The 17,256-nt window shown below is 41.1% G+C and carries 16 protein-coding genes; 10 read left to right on the top strand and 6 right to left on the bottom strand.

Annotation, left to right across the window (positions count from 1 at the left end):
* Nucleotides 1-15: 15 nt before the first annotated feature.
* A complete protein-coding gene (locus C2M25_RS10825) occupies nt 16-1,530 on the bottom strand; it encodes a methyl-accepting chemotaxis protein (protein WP_234003564.1) in 1,515 nt (504 codons plus the stop codon).
* A 279-nt stretch (nt 1,531-1,809) separates the two neighbouring features.
* Here C2M25_RS10825 and gshA point away from each other — a divergent pair, with 279 nt between their 5' ends.
* Together gshA and C2M25_RS10810 are read left to right on the top strand one after the other, a co-directional pair.
* Entirely contained in the window at nt 1,810-3,384 is a 1,575-nt protein-coding gene (gene gshA, locus C2M25_RS10815; protein ID WP_105181092.1) for a glutamate--cysteine ligase, read from the top strand.
* A gap of 135 nt (nt 3,385-3,519) precedes the next feature.
* Nucleotides 3,520-4,128, top strand: a complete 609-nt coding sequence (locus C2M25_RS10810) for a transglycosylase SLT domain-containing protein (RefSeq protein WP_063700155.1) — start codon at nt 3,520-3,522, stop codon at nt 4,126-4,128.
* Between the two features lie 44 nt (nt 4,129-4,172).
* Here C2M25_RS10810 and C2M25_RS10805 read toward each other — a convergent pair whose 3' ends face one another.
* The 3 genes from C2M25_RS10805 to C2M25_RS10795 all read right to left on the bottom strand — a co-directional run bounded on the left by C2M25_RS10805 (nt 4,173) and on the right by C2M25_RS10795 (nt 7,322).
* Nucleotides 4,173-5,012, bottom strand: a complete 840-nt coding sequence (locus tag C2M25_RS10805; RefSeq protein WP_063700152.1) for a mechanosensitive ion channel family protein — start codon at nt 5,010-5,012, stop codon at nt 4,173-4,175.
* Between the two features lie 176 nt (nt 5,013-5,188).
* On the bottom strand, nt 5,189-6,457 hold the full coding sequence (locus C2M25_RS10800) for an HlyC/CorC family transporter (RefSeq protein ID WP_138625242.1): 1,269 nt from the start codon (nt 6,455-6,457) through the stop codon (nt 5,189-5,191).
* A gap of 61 nt (nt 6,458-6,518) precedes the next feature.
* Nucleotides 6,519-7,322 carry a cytochrome C assembly family protein gene (locus tag C2M25_RS10795; RefSeq protein WP_063700149.1) on the bottom strand — a complete coding sequence of 268 codons (804 nt, stop codon included), beginning with the start codon at nt 7,320-7,322 and terminating at the stop codon, nt 6,519-6,521.
* Nucleotides 7,323-7,565: 243 nt separating this feature from the next.
* Here C2M25_RS10795 and ffh point away from each other — a divergent pair, with 243 nt between their 5' ends.
* The 6 genes from ffh to tyrA all read left to right on the top strand — a co-directional run bounded on the left by ffh (nt 7,566) and on the right by tyrA (nt 12,730).
* On the top strand, nt 7,566-8,942 hold the full coding sequence (ffh, locus tag C2M25_RS10790) for a signal recognition particle protein (protein ID WP_063700147.1): 1,377 nt from the start codon (nt 7,566-7,568) through the stop codon (nt 8,940-8,942).
* A gap of 235 nt (nt 8,943-9,177) precedes the next feature.
* Nucleotides 9,178-9,426 (top strand): 30S ribosomal protein S16, encoded by a 249-nt coding sequence (gene rpsP / locus C2M25_RS10785; protein ID WP_063700145.1) that lies wholly within the window; start codon nt 9,178-9,180, stop codon nt 9,424-9,426.
* A 17-nt stretch (nt 9,427-9,443) separates the two neighbouring features.
* A complete protein-coding gene (gene rimM, locus C2M25_RS10780; RefSeq protein ID WP_063700143.1) occupies nt 9,444-9,977 on the top strand; it encodes a ribosome maturation factor RimM in 534 nt (177 codons plus the stop codon).
* The gene (trmD, locus tag C2M25_RS10775) at nt 9,977-10,744 is read left to right on the top strand and encodes a tRNA (guanosine(37)-N1)-methyltransferase TrmD (protein ID WP_063700141.1); all 768 of its coding nucleotides are present in this window, start codon (nt 9,977-9,979) and stop codon (nt 10,742-10,744) included. Before rimM ends, trmD begins: the two co-directional genes overlap by 1 nt.
* 33 nt (nt 10,745-10,777) lie before the next feature.
* Nucleotides 10,778-11,137, top strand: a complete 360-nt coding sequence (gene rplS, locus C2M25_RS10770; protein WP_063700138.1) for a 50S ribosomal protein L19 — start codon at nt 10,778-10,780, stop codon at nt 11,135-11,137.
* Nucleotides 11,138-11,596: 459 nt separating this feature from the next.
* Nucleotides 11,597-12,730 carry a bifunctional chorismate mutase/prephenate dehydrogenase gene (tyrA, locus tag C2M25_RS10765; RefSeq protein ID WP_063700136.1) on the top strand — a complete coding sequence of 378 codons (1,134 nt, stop codon included), beginning with the start codon at nt 11,597-11,599 and terminating at the stop codon, nt 12,728-12,730.
* A gap of 74 nt (nt 12,731-12,804) precedes the next feature.
* Here tyrA and nhaB read toward each other — a convergent pair whose 3' ends face one another.
* On the bottom strand, nt 12,805-14,385 hold the full coding sequence (gene nhaB / locus C2M25_RS10760) for a sodium/proton antiporter NhaB (protein WP_105181091.1): 1,581 nt from the start codon (nt 14,383-14,385) through the stop codon (nt 12,805-12,807).
* A 268-nt stretch (nt 14,386-14,653) separates the two neighbouring features.
* Here nhaB and fadR point away from each other — a divergent pair, with 268 nt between their 5' ends.
* A complete protein-coding gene (fadR, locus tag C2M25_RS10755; protein ID WP_054561887.1) occupies nt 14,654-15,367 on the top strand; it encodes a fatty acid metabolism transcriptional regulator FadR in 714 nt (237 codons plus the stop codon).
* 55 nt (nt 15,368-15,422) lie between these two features.
* Here fadR and C2M25_RS10750 read toward each other — a convergent pair whose 3' ends face one another.
* Nucleotides 15,423-16,304, bottom strand: a complete 882-nt coding sequence (locus C2M25_RS10750; RefSeq protein ID WP_105181090.1) for an NAD-dependent epimerase/dehydratase family protein — start codon at nt 16,302-16,304, stop codon at nt 15,423-15,425.
* A 281-nt stretch (nt 16,305-16,585) separates the two neighbouring features.
* Here C2M25_RS10750 and C2M25_RS10745 point away from each other — a divergent pair, with 281 nt between their 5' ends.
* Nucleotides 16,586-17,191 carry a peroxiredoxin C gene (locus C2M25_RS10745; RefSeq protein ID WP_063700129.1) on the top strand — a complete coding sequence of 202 codons (606 nt, stop codon included), beginning with the start codon at nt 16,586-16,588 and terminating at the stop codon, nt 17,189-17,191.
* Nucleotides 17,192-17,256: the final 65 nt, after the last annotated feature.

Below are 17,256 nucleotides of genomic sequence, written 5' to 3'. Positions count from 1 at the left end.
TTGTATTAATCAGCTTTAAACTTTAAAGGTTAATAGCATATCGTTTACTTTGCGTGAGCCTTCAACAAGTCCCGCTGCATCTTTCGCTACGTTGTAACTATGCTTTAAGTTTTCTTCGCTATGACCTCTGATACTTTCAACATTTTCACGAATATCGGCGCTGACAACTTGTTGTTCCTCAGCAGCTGTTGAGATCTCAGTGGCAAGACCTGATATTTCATTGATCTGTGCAAAAATGCTCGCAAGCTCAGTTTGTGTATGGGCGGTGGTATCAACACACGAGTCTGCTTGCTCTTTTGTTGATTGCATCACTTTAGACCAGCTAAATAATGTATCTTGAATCTCTTTAATCGAGCTATGAATTTGTGCTGTCGCATTTTGAGTGCGTGAAGAAAGTGCACGTACTTCATCTGCTACAACCGCAAAGCCTCGGCCATGTTCACCTGCACGTGCTGCTTCAATGGCGGCATTCAGTGCTAATAAGTTTGTTTGTTCGGCAATGCCTTCAATCTCACTCATTACTTGGCCAATTTTGTCTGCTTCGCTAGCAAGAGAATTCGCGGTGCTTGCTGCTTGTTCAACTTGGTTAGCCAGATCAGACACCATACTGCTGTTATCTTCAATATGCAGTTTGATATCGTTACAGCTTTGATAAGTTGTTTTAACCTTATCAGCAGTGTGATGTGTATTTGCAGAAATCTCACCAATAGTTGCACTCATTTGTGTCATTGCTGTAGCAATGTCACTCAACCGTTGTCCTTGTGCCGCAATACCTTGTTCTGTCAATGACGATTGTTTGTCTAAGTTAGTGGCGATATCTTTAAACGAGTACGTAGAGTCTTTCACACGACCTAATACAGTTCTGAGCTTAGCAAACAGCATTTGCTGATTGTAGGCAGCAATACTGAAAGGGTGTGAACCGCAATAGACGTAACGTGAGACAGAATCAAATTCAGCACGTTGCTGCTTTAAATGGTTTGGTGTAACAACGAGTTCGTCATAATTTAAAGCAAAAAGCAGGACGACAAGGGCGCAGCTAGCTAAGGTAACCATCCACGAGGTAGTTAGCGCTAATCCAACCACGCCAGCAACCAATAAAATCGCAGACAATAATTGTCTGAGCGAAATATTCTCACGAAATGATGAGATAGATTTTCCATCATTAATTTTAGTGTACAGTGCCATCGCACGGGTTTTTAATTGCTCAGATGGTTTGGTACGTACTGATTGATAGCCAACTAATTGGCCATGTTCATAAATAGGCGTAACGAACGCATCGACCCAATAGTAGCGACCATCTTTACAGAGATTTTTTACCATGCCACGCCATGAGTGACCCTGCTTTAATTTATCCCACATCTCTTTAAATGCCGCTTTAGGCATATCTGGATGGCGTACAATATTATGATTTTTTCCGAGTAACTCTTCTTCGGTATAACCCGCAATAGTACAAAATTCCTTATTTACGTATGTGATTACACCGCGTAAATCTGTGGTAGAGACCAACTCCTGTTTTTCGGAGTATGTCACTTCTTGATTGATGATTTCTTGCCTGAATTATTATGTTTAGCCTCAGTCTTTTATATTAGTTAAAAGGTCTAATATCCTCAAGAAATAAGCCTAAATTGTATTTTTCATGATTTTAGCATCAATGAAGTGCCACCAAAGCAATTGTATAATAGCATCCACAATGGCAAGATTGAGCTTCAAGTGTATAGGTACTGAATGAAACTGATTTTTCGCTCTTGAGTAATTATTTTTTGCCCCCATACACTTAGGATTACAGCCACGCGGCTCGAGGAAGCATTTTTGATAAAACATGATTTAAATAAAACGCTAGAAGCGTTAACGGCACAATTTCCTAACGCAATTAATGGGATTAAACGTGGTATCGAGCGAGAAGCTTTAAGGATCAAACCAAGTGGTGTTATTTCACAACAAGGCCATCCACAAGGCGTGGGTAGTGCTTTAACAAATGATCACGTCACCACCGATTTTTCTGAATCGCTTTTAGAATTTATTACACCGGTTAGTACCTCAGCAGAGCAAACCCTCGCTCAGCTTAAAGACCTGCAAAAGTTCACGCTTTCTCATATGGGCGATGAGCTGCTATGGCCTATCAGTATGCCATGCTTTATTGAACACCAAGATGATATTGTATTGGCGCAATTTGGTGATTCAAATATCGGCCGCATGAAAACACTTTACCGTGAGGGTTTGAAAAATCGCTATGGCAGCATGATGCAAGCGATTGCCGGTGTGCATTTTAATATTTCATTTCCTGAGAGCTTATGGCAAAGCCTGTATAGCTTAAATGGCAGTGAAGGAACACTCGCTGATTCTATTTCAAGTGGCTATTTGGGTCTTATCCGCAACTTTAAGCGCGAACTTTGGTTGATCAGCTTTTTGTTTGGTGCATCGCCAGCATTGTGTAACTCTTTCTTGCAAGGCCGTGAAACTGACTTACCTTTTAAAAAGCTAGGTAAAGGCACGCTTTATTTAGAAGTAGGGACTGCACTTCGTCTTGGTAATTTAGGCTATACCAACAGCGCACAATCGTCTCTACGTGTTATGTATAATTCATTAGAAGAATACGTAGCAGGTTTAAAAGAAGCGATTCATACCTCATCTGATATCTACAGCCATATTGACGATTACACGAGCGCAGAGCCAAAACAGTTAAACAAAAATATTCTGCAAATCGAAAACGAATTTTATTCTCCAATTCGTCCTAAACGAAATGCTGCATCGGGCGAAACCCCGACAGATGCATTACTGCGTGGCGGTATAGAGTACATTGAAGTTCGTGCGCTTGATGTAAACCCATTCAGTGAAACCGGTATCGATTTACAGCAAATTCGCTTCTTAGACGTATTCTTAACATATTGCTTATTGAACGACTCTCCAGAAATGGATTGGCAAGAACAAAAGTTAAGCACAACTAACCTTGATGCCGTTGTTAATGAAGGTCGAAATCCAGAGTTAACCCTCAACAAACAAGGCAACAAGGTTCGTTTGACGGACTGGGCTGCGGCAATTTTTAATGATTTAACAGCCGTTGCCCGTTACATGGATAGTGCATACGGCGTGAGCTATTACAGCGAAACCATTGCTGAGCTTGCAACCTGGGTAAACAGCCCTAGTAAAACTTTCTCTGGCAGATATGTCGGAGCACTGGCAAGTAAAAATCAAGATAATGGGCATTTCGCGTTAGCACTTGCAGAGCAATATAAACAAAATCATCTTGATGCTGAATATCAATTTTATGATCATGCTTTTTTAACCAAACAGGCATCTGACTCTGTACTTAAAGAACGTGAAGTGAAAGCGGCTGACAGTGTGTCTTTTACTGCATTTTTAGATGACTATTTTGCTAAAGCTTAGTAAGGTGAGGCATAAAAAAACGCAGCCTAAGGAGGCTGCGTCAAAGATTCTTCAGGGATGAAACAATGCTATACTGCTGCATTCATAAGTTCAGACTGACCTGATAAGAAAAAGTTCAGCGAGATCCATAAAAAAATGAAAAAAAGTATAATTATTTTATCGCTGGCCGCATCACTGGCTGGTTGTGCAACCGCTCCGCCAGAGCAACCTCATGATATATGTAAGATTTTTGAAGAAAAGCCTGATTGGTATTACGATGCACGTGATGCACAAGAAAAGTGGGGCTCACCTAAACATGTGCTTATGAGCATGATGTATCAAGAAAGCTCATTTCGTCATGATGCAGCGCCGCCAATGGAATATTTCTTATGGGTTATCCCAATCGGTCGTGCAAGCTCTGCCTATGGTTATTCACAAGCAAAAACACCAACGTGGTCAGATTACATCCGTGAAACAGGTAACAGTGGTGCGGATAGGGACGATTTTGACGATGCTATCGACTTTATGGCGTGGTTTGTTTACAAAACACATAAAGTAAATGGGGTATCTAAATGGGATGCCTACGCCCAGTACCTAAACTACCATGAAGGGTGGGGCGGCTACAAACGGGGTACCTATAAAAGCAAAAAATGGCTGATGAATGTGGCAAATAAAGTAAAGCATCGAGCTAGTCGTTATGGTGCACAACTTAAAAAGTGTGAAGCCGATTTAGATAAAAACTGGTTCCAACGTTTATTTAGTTAATGACTAAATAGAAAGCCCGCTTCAATTAGCGGGCTTTTTACTATCTATTTACCAGGAAACTGGTGAATATGGACATCCCTTTGCGGGAATGGAATCGTGATATCAGCGGCGTCAAAGGCAATTTTAACGCGTTCGTATAAGCCAAAATACACCGGCCAGTAGTTATCTGACTCAACCCACGCCCATACCAACATACCAATATGGCTTTCACCATGTTGACTAACATGGACTGTCGGTTTTTTATCTTCAATGTCTTTTAATACCAAATCATAATCATCAAGCACGCTCATTAACACGTCACGGGCTTTATGCACATCATCGCCGTAACTGATACCAAATTCGATAGCAACGCGGTGAGTTGGCTCTGCAAACTTATTTTTAACGCAGCCATTTGATAGCGTGCCATTTGGGATAATAATTTTTTCGTTGTCGTAGGTGAGTAAAACAGTGACAAAAATTTGTATCTCAACCACTTTACCCATGTAGCCTTGTGCTTCGATGACATCGCCGACTTTAAAAGGTTTAAAGAACAAGATAAGCACGCCACCTGCAAAGTTAGCTAGACTGCCTTGTAATGCCATGCCCACTGCTAGGCCTGCTGCACCCAGCATAGCTATAAATGAGGTTGTTTCTATACCAATCATCGACGCGACAGATATCAGTAACAGTACTTTTAGAATGACTGAGATAAAGGAAACTAAAAAGTGCGTAAGGCCAACTTCGAACTTGACCTTATTCATTGATTTTTCGGCCATATTGGCAATTCTACCAATTAACCACCAACCTATAATTAAAACTAGGATTGCGAGGATAAACTTTGGCCCGTAAAGCATCAGCAATTCGATAGCTTGGTTATAGATTTTTTCGATTGATATTTCGTCCATTTTCATTCCTTGTTATATCAATGTATATGCAAAAGAAATAATAGTAGACGAATAAGGCTGTTGTGTGTGGCTTGCGTGGAGAAATACGAATTTTCAGATATTTTCGATTTGTCAGTAACAAAAAAGGAGTAACTAGCTACTCCTTTTTTCTAATTTAATGCCGGAACTGTTAACGGTTATTCTGTACGTTTACTTGGAATAACTTTAACCAGTTTCACCATATTTTCTTTTATTTCTAACACTTCGATTGGGTAACCCGCAATTCGTAAACTTAAGTTGGTATCTGGAATATCTTCCAAGTACTCAACGATTAAGCCACTGAGGGTTTTTGGACCATCGATCGGTAATTCCCAACCCATTTCTTTGTTTAGATCGCGAATGTTTGCACCCCCATCGACAAGCACTGAACCATCATCTTGCTCTGTCACTTCTTCACTTGGTGTGCGTGATTGTGTTGTCGTAAAGTCACCTACAACTTCTTCAAGGATATCTTCAAGCGTTACTAGACCTTGAATATCACCATATTCATCAACCACTAAGCCAATGCGTTCTTTCGATTGCTGGAACTTAAGTAATTGCGTGTTTAATGATGTACCTTCAGGAATGAAGTAAATTTCACGAACAGCACGCAGTAGTGATGGTTTATCGAACTGCTCTTTCGTTAATAGGCGTAATGCATCACGTGAGTGAATAAAGCCAACAGCATCATCTATTTGGTCACGATACAATAGTACGCGAGTATGCTGTGCATGCGTAAGCTGACGGCTAATAAGTTTCCAATCATCATTGATATCAATAGCAACAATTTCGTTACGCGGGATCATGATATCTTCAACGGTGACTTGTTCTAAATCTAAAATTGAAGTCAGCATGCTTTGGTGGCGAGCAGGTAATAGTGCACCTGATTCATTGACCACTGTTTTTAATTCTTCTTTACTTAAGCTGTGCTCTTCAATTTGTGCTGTTGTGATACCAAACAAGCGTAACATGCCGTTGGTCATCCAGTTTACGACAAGCACAAATGGGAAAAGAATTTTCAAAAGGCCTTTTAATACAATTGAGCTTGGGAAAGCGACCTTTTCTGGATAAAGCGCTGCCAGTGTCTTTGGCGTTACTTCGGCAAAGATTAAAACCACTAAGGTAAGTGCGCCGGTTGCAATGGCAATACCGAGATCACCATATAGGCGAATACCAATAATCGTCGCAACCTGTGCTGCAGCGATATTAACTAAGTTGTTACCAATCAAGATCAGACCAATGAGTCTGTCAGGGCGACTTAAAAGTTTGCTGACACGTTTCGCGGCACGATGATCTTCTTTAGCAAGATGGCGCAAGCGAATACGGTTAATTGACATAATTCCAGTTTCAGAACCAGAAAAATAAGCAGAAATAAGTATCAATAATCCCAGTATAATAAACAGGGAACTAGTCGATATGTCGTCCAACGATGGATCCTTTTTTTATAAATCAGTGCATATTAAGCTAGAGACAGCTTGCTGAGTCAAGTTAAAACTTATTTAGAATCACTTCTTGGATGAAACGGCTGCCAAAATAAGCAAGTGATAAGATAAAAGCGGCTATCATGATCGAAAACACCACAGGCTTACCACGCCAGCCTTGACGCAAATGTCCCACAGTAACAACCGTGAAAATCAGCCATGCAATTAACGATAAAACAGTCTTATGAATAAATTCACTCGCAAACATACCTTCTAAAAAGATAAATCCAGAAAGAAGTGCAAAAGTGAGCAAGATAGTGCCGAGTGTGAGTAATTGATAAAGCTGACGCTCAACCACCATTAAAGGAGGTAAGTGGCTGTGTACAATTGCCAAGTCTTTGCGTTTTAAACGCTTATCAATAAAGTAGAACTGCACGGCGTAGAGTGTTGATATGATCAATACACAATAGGCCAACAGCGATAACGAAATATGAGTGACTAAGCCAAGTTCGACATCGATTGAATGTAAAATCACATGATGCGGTATAAATAAACTGGCTAAAGTTAGTATGGCTGCAAAGCCATAAACTACGGGCAATAATAATGTAGCAGGGAATTTAAGGGATACTGCCGTCACGGAGACCACAATGACCCAACAGGTTAATAGTGCAACGTTGACGATACTCAAATCTTGTCCGTCAGCACGAAATACAGAATTAACCAGCAATAACATATGAGCAAGGATAGCCACAGTGCTGAGTATCACCGTGAGTTTTTGGCTTGGACCTTGTTTGTGGAAAAGACGTGAAAGCACATGCGACGTTGCTAACACATAAAACAAACTAGCAATAATAGTTAAACTAATAATCATCGTGTTTTGGCCACTTAATTTATATCGATAAATCCTTGTCTCTTTGATGCCATTGTATTTTATAGCAAGGAAAAAGCATAGAGTTTGTAAAAAGAAACTCAAACAGCGCACTTGAACACTGTATTGTCGACCATCATTTACGGTATACTGCTAGGAATTAAATTTTAATATTGCCTGTATGGTCGTCAAACTTGTCTGTTTTATGTACATTGCAGGTGAAACACGTTTTATCGGAACCTTTACATGTTTGAGAATCTCCAAGAACGCTTAGGTAAAACCTTAAAAAATATCAGTGGCCGCGGACGCCTAACTGAAGACAATATAAAAGATACATTACGCGAAGTCCGCATGGCATTTTTGGAAGCGGACGTTGCCTTACCTGTTGTTCGTGAGTTTGTTAAGCAAGTTAAAGAGCGCGCAGTTGGTGTTGAAGTAACGAAAAGCTTAAGCCCAGGTCAAGTCTTTATTAAGATTGTTCGTGAAGAACTTGAAAAGGCCATGGGTGAAGCAAATGAAGAACTGAGCCTTAATGCACAGCCGCCAGCGGTAGTGATGATGGCGGGTTTACAAGGTGCGGGTAAAACCACCAGTGTTGGTAAATTAGCTAAATTCTTAAAAGAGCGTAAAAAGAAATCTGTATTAGTTGTGAGTGCCGACGTTTACCGTCCTGCGGCAATTAAACAGCTAGAAACACTTGCGAGTGAAGTGGGTGTTGAGTTCTTCCCAAGTGACATCTCACAAAAGCCAGTCGATATTGCGACGAATGCTATTTCACATGCGAAGAAGAAATTTATTGATGTGGTGCTAGTCGATACCGCAGGTCGTTTACACGTTGATAGCGACATGATGGATGAAATTAAAGCACTACATAGTGCAATTAATCCAATCGAAACTTTATTCGTCGTTGATGCGATGACAGGTCAAGATGCTGCAAACACCGCAAAAGCATTTGACGAAGCGCTGCCACTAAGTGGTGTGATCTTAACCAAGACTGATGGTGACGCCCGTGGTGGTGCTGCATTATCAATTCGTCACATTACTGGTAAGCCAATTAAATTTATGGGTGTGGGTGAGCGCACTGATGCACTTGAACCATTCCATCCAGACCGTATCGCTTCGCGGATCCTAGGCATGGGTGACGTACTTTCATTAATCGAAGAAGTCGAAATGAAAGTCGATAAAGAGAAAGCGGCTAAAGTTGCAGAGAAAGTATTTAAAGGTGATGGTTTTACATTAGAAGATTTTGCTGAGCAACTTCGTCAGATGAAAAACATGGGCGGTATGATGTCGATGCTTGATAAGTTACCGGGCATGCAAAACCTTCCTGATGCTGTTAAAGGCCAAATGAGTGATAAAACCTTTGTACAAATGGAAGCAATCATTAGCTCTATGACACCAAAAGAGCGTGCTCGCCCTGAAATCATTAAAGGTTCTCGTAAAAAACGTATTGCTGCAGGTTCTGGTACACAGGTGCAAGAAATCAATAAACTGCTTAAACAGTTTACGCAAATGCAGAAGATGATGAAGAAGATGAAAGGTAAAGGCGGCATGATGAAAATGATGCGCGGCATGAAAGGAATGCTTCCGCCGGGAATGCTAGGCGGCGGTCCTAAGTTCTAAGCATTCATGCTTTCATTAAAAAAGGAGCAAGTCGCTCCTTTTTTAATGGATAAATTATGCATAATTGTTACGCTGATGTAATATCTAACGCTCAGATCAGTGTTTAATCAACTTAACTTACATTTTGCCGCAGTTCTTACTTGCAATATTACAAAAAACTCGTACAATTCCCCGGCTTCCCATATTGGGGAGTAAATCTTATTAATGAAAACAGTCAATCTATGTAGAGGACGGTATGGTAACTATTCGTTTGCAACGTGGTGGCGCTAAAAAACGCCCTTTCTATCAAATTGTGGTTGCGGATAGCCGTTTCTCGCGTGACGGTCGCTTCATCGAGAAAGTAGGTTTCTTTAACCCTATCGCTGCAGGTCAGGAAGAAAAAGTACGTTTAGATTTATCTCGTGTTGATCACTGGGTAGGTCAAGGCGCATCTCTTACAGATCGCGTAGCTAAGTTAGTTAAAGACGCTCGTAAAGCGGCTTAATAGGCGTAAGTGTAACCATGAGTCAAGAGAACACCTCGATTATTACAGTAGGAAAGCTCGGTGCCCCATATGGTATAAAGGGCTGGCTTAAGGTGCATTCATTTACTGATGATCCCGAAGGGATCTTCGATTTCAGCCCATGGTTGATAGGGCAACAAGGTAAATGGCAGACCTTAGAAGTGGTCGACTGGCGTCGCCACAACAAAGGCTTTATCGCTAAAGTTGCGCAAGTAAACGACCGAGACGAAGCAATGGCTTTGACCAATGTAGAAATCTCAGTAGATGCAGCGCAGCTACCAGAATTACCGCAAGGTGAATTCTATTGGCGAGATCTCATCGGCATGTCTGTTGTAACCGATAAAGGTTATGACTTAGGTATTGTTGATGACCTAATGGAGACAGGGTCAAATGACGTTTTGGTTGTGAAAGCAAACAAAAAAGATGCATTTGGCCAAGCAGAACGTTTAATTCCTTTCTTAACAGATTCTGTTATCAAAGAAGTTAAGCATGATGCGAGAGAAATTACCGTAGACTGGGACCCAGGGTTTTAATGTCACAAACGAGTTCATTATGGGTTGGGGTTATTAGCCTTTTCCCGGACATGTTTGATGCGATTACCACCCAAGGTGTTACAGGTCGCGCAGTTAAAAATGGTCTAATCGACTTTAACTGCTGGAATCCACGTGACTATGCGACTGATAAGCATAGAACTGTGGACGATCGTCCTTACGGGGGCGGTCCTGGCATGTTAATGATGGTTGAACCATTGAAACAAGCTATCCTTGACGCTAAAAAGGCGGCAGGTGATGGCGCTAAAGTAATTTATATGTCCCCGCAAGGGCGCAAATTAGATCAGCAAGGTGCAACTGAGCTTGCACAATCAGAAAAGTTGATTCTAATTGCCGGTCGCTATGAAGGTATAGATGAGAGAATCATAGAATCATACGTTGACGAAGAATGGTCAATTGGAGATTTTATTCTGAGTGGTGGTGAATTACCCGCTATGACGCTAATTGATGCAGTAGCACGATTAGTTCCAGGTGTGTTAGGTCACAATCAGTCAGCAGAGCAAGATTCATTTTCGGATGGATTGCTTGATTGTCCACACTATACACGGCCAGAGACATTGGATGATAAACAGGTGCCTGCTGTATTACTCAGTGGAAACCACCAAGAAATCGCTAAGTGGCGCTTAAAGCAATCACTTGGTCGAACTTGGCTTCGTCGTCCTGACTTGTTGCATAACCTAGCTCTGACTGAGGAGCAAGCGGCACTACTTGCAGAATTCAAGCAAGAGTACCAACAAGCTTGTGGCTAGAAGACAGTTACACCTAGGAAAGTGAGAAATATAATGGCAAAAGTAAACCAAAACATTATTAAAGCGCTTGAAGAAGAGCAGCTTAAATCAGACGTACCAGCATTCGGCGCTGGTGATACAGTAGTTGTACAGGTACGTGTTAAAGAAGGCGAGAAAGAGCGTCTACAGGCCTTTGAAGGTGTTGTAATCGCTAAGCGTAATCGTGGTCTTCACTCAGCATTCACAGTTCGTAAAATTTCGAGCGGTGAAGGTGTTGAGCGTGTATTCCAAACGCACAGCCCTCTTATCGATAGTATCTCAGTTAAACGTCGCGGTGCTGTTCGCCGTGCGAAACTTTACTATCTACGTGAGCGTTCTGGTAAATCTGCACGTATTAAAGAGAAACTTAACTAATACGCGCGTTTTTACTACGCAAAATAAAACGGGTTGCAGCCTCTGGTTGCAACCCGTTTTGGTTTTTAAAGCGAAAATTTCTCATCACTCCCTTCTCTATAGCATCTCTGTAAACACTTCGTCTTTTGCAGCATTCTATATAATACCAATCCGCAATAATACTTAATCATTTTGAGGGATTAAACCTGTCGCTAACTGCGTTAAAAATTTCTGATTTAGAACAACTAAATAACGAAATTTTTGCCTTGTTATCAACGAGGTTTTATTGCCTCAAAATAGACCACTTTATTAAGCGAATTGGTATGAATCATTTTGTTATTGATTAGCAGCCGGTACATTAGTGTTGTATCTTGCTAGCCCTTTGTACTTCAGTCTTTATCCTGTTACTATAATTCGTATTGAAAGCTTTACTTTTTCGTATATATAAATTTACGTTTTTAGGGTTTGAGGTGTAATAACGTGGTAACAGTGAATGATCTAGCTGATTTAAGAGCTGGAATAGATGAATGTGATGCGCAATTGGTGGCATTACTGGCTAAACGTAATGGTATAACAGAAAAAATTGGGGCAATTAAACAACAAATTGGCGCACCATTACATGCACCTGATCGTGAGGCAGATTTACTTGCTGCTCGTCGACAAGAAGCTGTCGCTCAAGGGGTTAATCCTGAGTTAGTGGAAGATATACTTCGCCGTATGATGCGTGAAGCATATCAAAATCAGCAAGGTAGCCTTGCTTGTGCTGCACCTCAGTTATCGCCGATAGTGATTGTTGGTGGTGAAGGGGCAATGGGCCAGTTATTTGCTCAGCAGTTTAAGCGTTCTGGTTATGAAGTTCGTATTTTAGATAAAGCACAACAAGCACAAAGTGAAGCGATATTAAAAGGGGCTAAATTAGTTCTTGTTAGTGTGCCAATTAATGCGCTTGAGCAAGTTGTTGCCGCATTACCGACGCTTGATGATGATTGTTTGTTAGTTGATATTACCTCGGTTAAACAAAAGCCTTTAAAAGCACTTATGGCAGCTCATAGCGGTCCTGTCGTGGGATTACACCCCATGTTTGGTCCAGATATTTCGCATTGGGTTAAGCAAACGGTCGTTGTCTGTGAGGGACGCAATCATGAAGTAGCGCAAGGTTTATTGGCACAATTACAGGTGTGGGGCTGTCAAGTTGTTGAAATGGATGCTAAAAAACATGATGAAGCAATGCAGATCATTCAGGTAATGCGCCACTTAACGACTTTTGTATACGGGCAGTTTCTTGCAAAGCAAAGTCATACACTCGCAGAGCTTCGTAGCTGTTCATCACCTATATATCAGCTCGAGTTAATGATGGTAGGGCGCTTATTTGCCCAGTCACCTGAGCTTTACTCTGACATTATGCTGGCACAATTCGATGATGTAGAGTCACTACTGGCTAATTACCAAGAAACCTTTGCTGAAACGCTCGAAAAGCTTAAAGCAGGGGATAAAGCATCATTGATTGCAGCCTTTGCTGATGCGAAAGAATACTTCTCAGATGCGACAGCACATTTCTTAACGCAAAGCCGCAGCTTACTCAACAAAGCAAATGACGCAAAGGTACTCGATTAAATTGTGCTAATCGATAAAAAGCCCGCAACTAAGCGGGCTTTTTATTATTTCAAATTCTCTTGAGTCTCACCAATCTAGTGACCACTTACTGAGCCGGGTAACGCACCTGTGTGGTGGTTAATTAAGCCCCATTGATACAGCAAGTCCGTCATGTCTGAAAGGCTGAATAAAGTCATACTTAAACCGACAATCGTCAACACGATGGTATAAGGTAGCGCCATGTAAACCATGCGGCCATAAGATAGCCTTAACACAGGGGCTAACGTCGATGTAAGCAAGAATAAGAACGCAGCTTGTCCATTTGGGGTGGCAACACTTGGCAGGTTGGTACCGGTATTGATTGCTACAGCTAACAAATCAAACTGATCACGAGTAATTTGACCTGCCTGTAATGCAGCAGCCACTTCATTGATATACACAGTGCCGACGAAAACGTTATCGCTGACCATCGACAGAATACCGTTGGCTATAAAGAACATCACCAGTTGTAGCTGACCCTCAAAGGTCAGAACCCAAGATATTACAGGCGTGAATAAATGTTGGTCGATAATCACCGCAACAATCGAGAAGAATACGCACAGTAAGGCTGTGAATGGCAAGGCTTCTTCAAATGCTTTACCAAGCTGATGTTCTTCAATGATACCGGCACTGGCTGTTGCAAAAATAATTACAGATAAACCAATTAAACCAACTGTTGCCAAGTGAAGGGCCAGACCAATGATCAACCAAACAGCAATAAAAGCTTGAATAGCTAAGTTCACTTTATCGCGTGTAGTGCGTTTTTTCTCAAGTTTTTTAGCGTGATCAGCTAAAATCGTGTGAATTGGTGCAGGTAGTTTTGCACCATAACCAAATGCTTTAGTCTTTTCGAGTAAAAAGGTTGTAGCAATACCGGCAAACATCACAGGCAATGTGATTGGCAGCATACGGAAGAAAAATTCGCCGAATAACCAGCCAGCACGCTCAGCAATGATTAAATTTTGTGGCTCACCCACCATAGTACATACACCACCTAAAGCTGTACCGATTGATGCATGCATTAATAAGTTACGTAGAAAAGCACGGAACTCTTCAAGTTCTTGACGGTTTACTGGGCGCACTTGGTTGTCATCATTAATATCATGCTCACTGTTTGAGTCTTTACCAGATGCCACCTTATGATAAATGCTGTAAAAACCCATTGCGACCGCAATGACCACAGCCATTACAGTTAACGCATCTAAGAAAGCAGATAAAAATGCGGCTGAAATGGTGAACGACAGTGATAACACGGTTTTACTACGCACCGAGACAACAAGCTTTGTAAAGATATACAAGAGTAAATCTTTCATGAAGTAAATGCCTGCAACCATAAAGATAAGTAGCAGAATTACATCGATATTTTGAACTATTTCATGTTCAACTTGGCCGGCGGTCGTCATCCCAATAAACAACGCCTCTATTGCTAACAATCCTCCTGGTTGCAGAGGGTAGCATTTCAGTGCCATTGCTAATGTGAATATAAACTCTAAAACTAGCACCCAGCCAGCAACATAGGGATTAAGTTGAAATAAAATAGGGTTAATCAGTAAAAAAGCAACAATGGTGTATTTATACCATTGTGGCGCTGTACCCAAAAAATTCTTAAATATTGCTGTCAAAATGCTTTGTTGCATTGATGTACCCCAAGGTTGAGCTTTATTATTAATGCTAAATTAATGCAGATGTTTCTAGCTGTAAATAGATACTGTTTAATATTTTAGTATATCTAAAGTATTGTTGTTTGGTGCGCTTTTAAGCCAAAAGGTCATTTATTTACCTAGATCTTCTAGATTTTTATGCACACCAGAGTTAGTTTACTTGTTAGTTGCTGATCATCTGGTACAATCAGTGGGTTGATCGCCAAAGGCGGTAAAAGTAGTTGCTAACTCAAGTGGAAATTGAATGAGAATTTTTAAAGCGAAAAGCCCAGCAGGTTTTGCTGAAGAATACATTGTTGAATCTATTTGGAATGGTGACTTTCCGCCTGGCTCAATTCTTCCTGCTGAACGTGAATTGTCAGAACTGATTGGTGTCACACGTACAACGTTACGTGAAGTACTTCAGCGTCTAGCCCGTGACGGTTGGTTAACAATCCAACATGGTAAACCAACTCGGGTAAATAACTTCTGGGAAACTTCAGGTCTTAATATTCTAGAAACGCTAGCACGTCTAGATGAAGACAAAATGCCAGAGCTAACTGATCAATTACTTTCGGCACGTACGAATATCAGCGCGATTTACACTCGTGCAGCAATCAAGCTAGCGCCAGAGCGCGTTATTGAAATTTTATCGCAAAGTGAAGAGCTTGAAGACAGTGCTCAAGCATTTGCTGATTACGATTATAAAGTTCATCACGAATTGGCTGTCGCAGGTAATAACCGCATTTACGTGCTTATCTTAAATGGCTTTAAAGGCTTCTATTCAAAAATTGGCTGCCATTACTTCTCTGATTCACGTACACGTGAATTAGCACGTCAGTTTTATAAAGATTTAACTGAATTGGCAGAGCGCCGTGAACATGACGGTGCGATTTCTATGATGCGTAAATACGGTCATCAAACAGGTGAAATCTGGCAGCAGATCCGTGGTGACATGCCGGAAGATATCATGGACTAAGTGTCTAATATTGATCTATTATTTTAAGAACCCAGCGAAAGCTGGGTTTTTTGTTTTAGTTATTTCTAAGCACCGGAAGCACTTCAGCGCTTTCATCATCAAGCATCGCTAAAACACTGTTAAAATTATGTTTGGGGTACCAGCCTAGTTGCTGCTGCGCTTTAGTTGAATCGTATACTCGGTCCAAACTAGTTGGTAATGCCCAGCCTCGCTGCTTGAACGCACCTGCTAAAGTAGGGATCCGTTCTGCAATAAGTTTATCTGCTTGCCTATACAATTGCTGGCAATCTTCTTTTGAATAGGGCGTAACACCGGAAATGATGAAGCGATTAAAACCATTGAGTTTTTTCTCAATCGCACATAAATGTGCATGAGCAACATCACGCGCGTCTATACCTCTACTATTGCGAAATAGCGCCATAATATCAGCAGGTTCAGGAAAGCAGCGAGACATTTGTAAAACCGTGATAGGCAATGTGTGCTTTATTGAAATCGCCTCAAGTTTGGCTTCTGCGGCAATTTTAGTTTTATGATAAATAGATTTTGGTTTTGGTATAACCTGTTCGGTTATCCAGCCAGTTTTACCTAATGGTGTGGATGCTGAACCATAAAGCGCTGTGGTGCTGGTAAAAATAAACTGTTTTACACCAGCTTCTATACCTAACAGTGCAAGTTGTTCGGTCGCGTCCACATTTATAGTGTAAAAATTATCATCAGAGTGCAGGCCAACATGTGGGGCATGTAAAGCAGCTGTGTGTATTATCATATCTACGCCATCTAGCGCTTGTTTAATTAAATCATGATCACGTATATCCCCCACATAATCAGCAGTGGAGCAGGGGGTTTTATCTAAACCAACCACATCATAATTTGTCATTAACTTAATATAGATTGCACGTCCAACACGACCTGCTGAACCTGTGATCAGGACTTTCATTTTTCTACCAAGTGATTCGCGTCATGCATATTTTATCAGATTTTAGCCGCTGATTTTGCAGCTATTGGCTACTGTTCTATTTTGGGAATCGCTCAATATGGTTACGAATCAATTTTTCCGATTGAGCATATCGCTTTTTTCGATTGTTCATTTGTCTGTAACCTCATTAAACTATCTTGCAAATTATCAATGCTTACTCTTGGTTTTTGCTATTTAGTAACCATATCTAAGTGAGTATTGCATAGGCAATTGGAAATAAACTCAAATATTTGGAGATAAAAATGGGTGTATTAGTTGGCCGTCAGGCACCAGACTTTACTGCAGCAGCTGTTCTTGGTAACGGTGAAATCGTTGAAAACTTCAACCTAAAAGAAACTATCAAAGGTAAAAAAGCAGTTATCTTCTTTTACCCGTTAGACTTCACTTTCGTATGTCCTTCTGAGCTAATCGCTTTCGACAAACGTTTTGAAGAGTTCCAAAAGCGTGGCGTTGAAGTAATCGGTGTTTCTATCGATTCACAATTCTCACACAACGCATGGCGTAACACTGCCGTTGCTGACGGTGGTATTGGTCAAGTTAAATATGCACTAGTTGCAGACGTTAAACACGAAATCTGTCAAGCATACGACGTTGAGCACCCTGAAGCTGGTGTTGCTTTCCGTGGTTCTTTCCTAATCGACGAAGAAGGTAACGTACGTCACCAAGTAGTTAACGACCTTCCTCTAGGCCGTAACATCGACGAAATGCTTCGCATGGTTGACGCACTAGCGTTCCACAGCGAGCACGGTGAAGTATGTCCAGCTGGTTGGACTGAAGGTAAAAAAGGTATGGACGCAAGCCCTGCAGGTGTTGCTAAATTCCTTTCTGAAAACGAAGGCGACCTATAATTTAGGCCTAAGTTAAAGAATTAAAAAACCCGCCAATTGGCGGGTTTTTGTTTTAAGCTCAACGA

This window comes from Pseudoalteromonas sp. T1lg21 (assembly GCF_002964625.1).
GTDB classification, from domain to species: Bacteria; Pseudomonadota; Gammaproteobacteria; order Enterobacterales; family Alteromonadaceae; genus Pseudoalteromonas; species Pseudoalteromonas gelatinilytica.
Note: the sequence above shows the minus strand (reverse complement) of the source record. Positions and strands in the feature narration are given on the sequence as shown.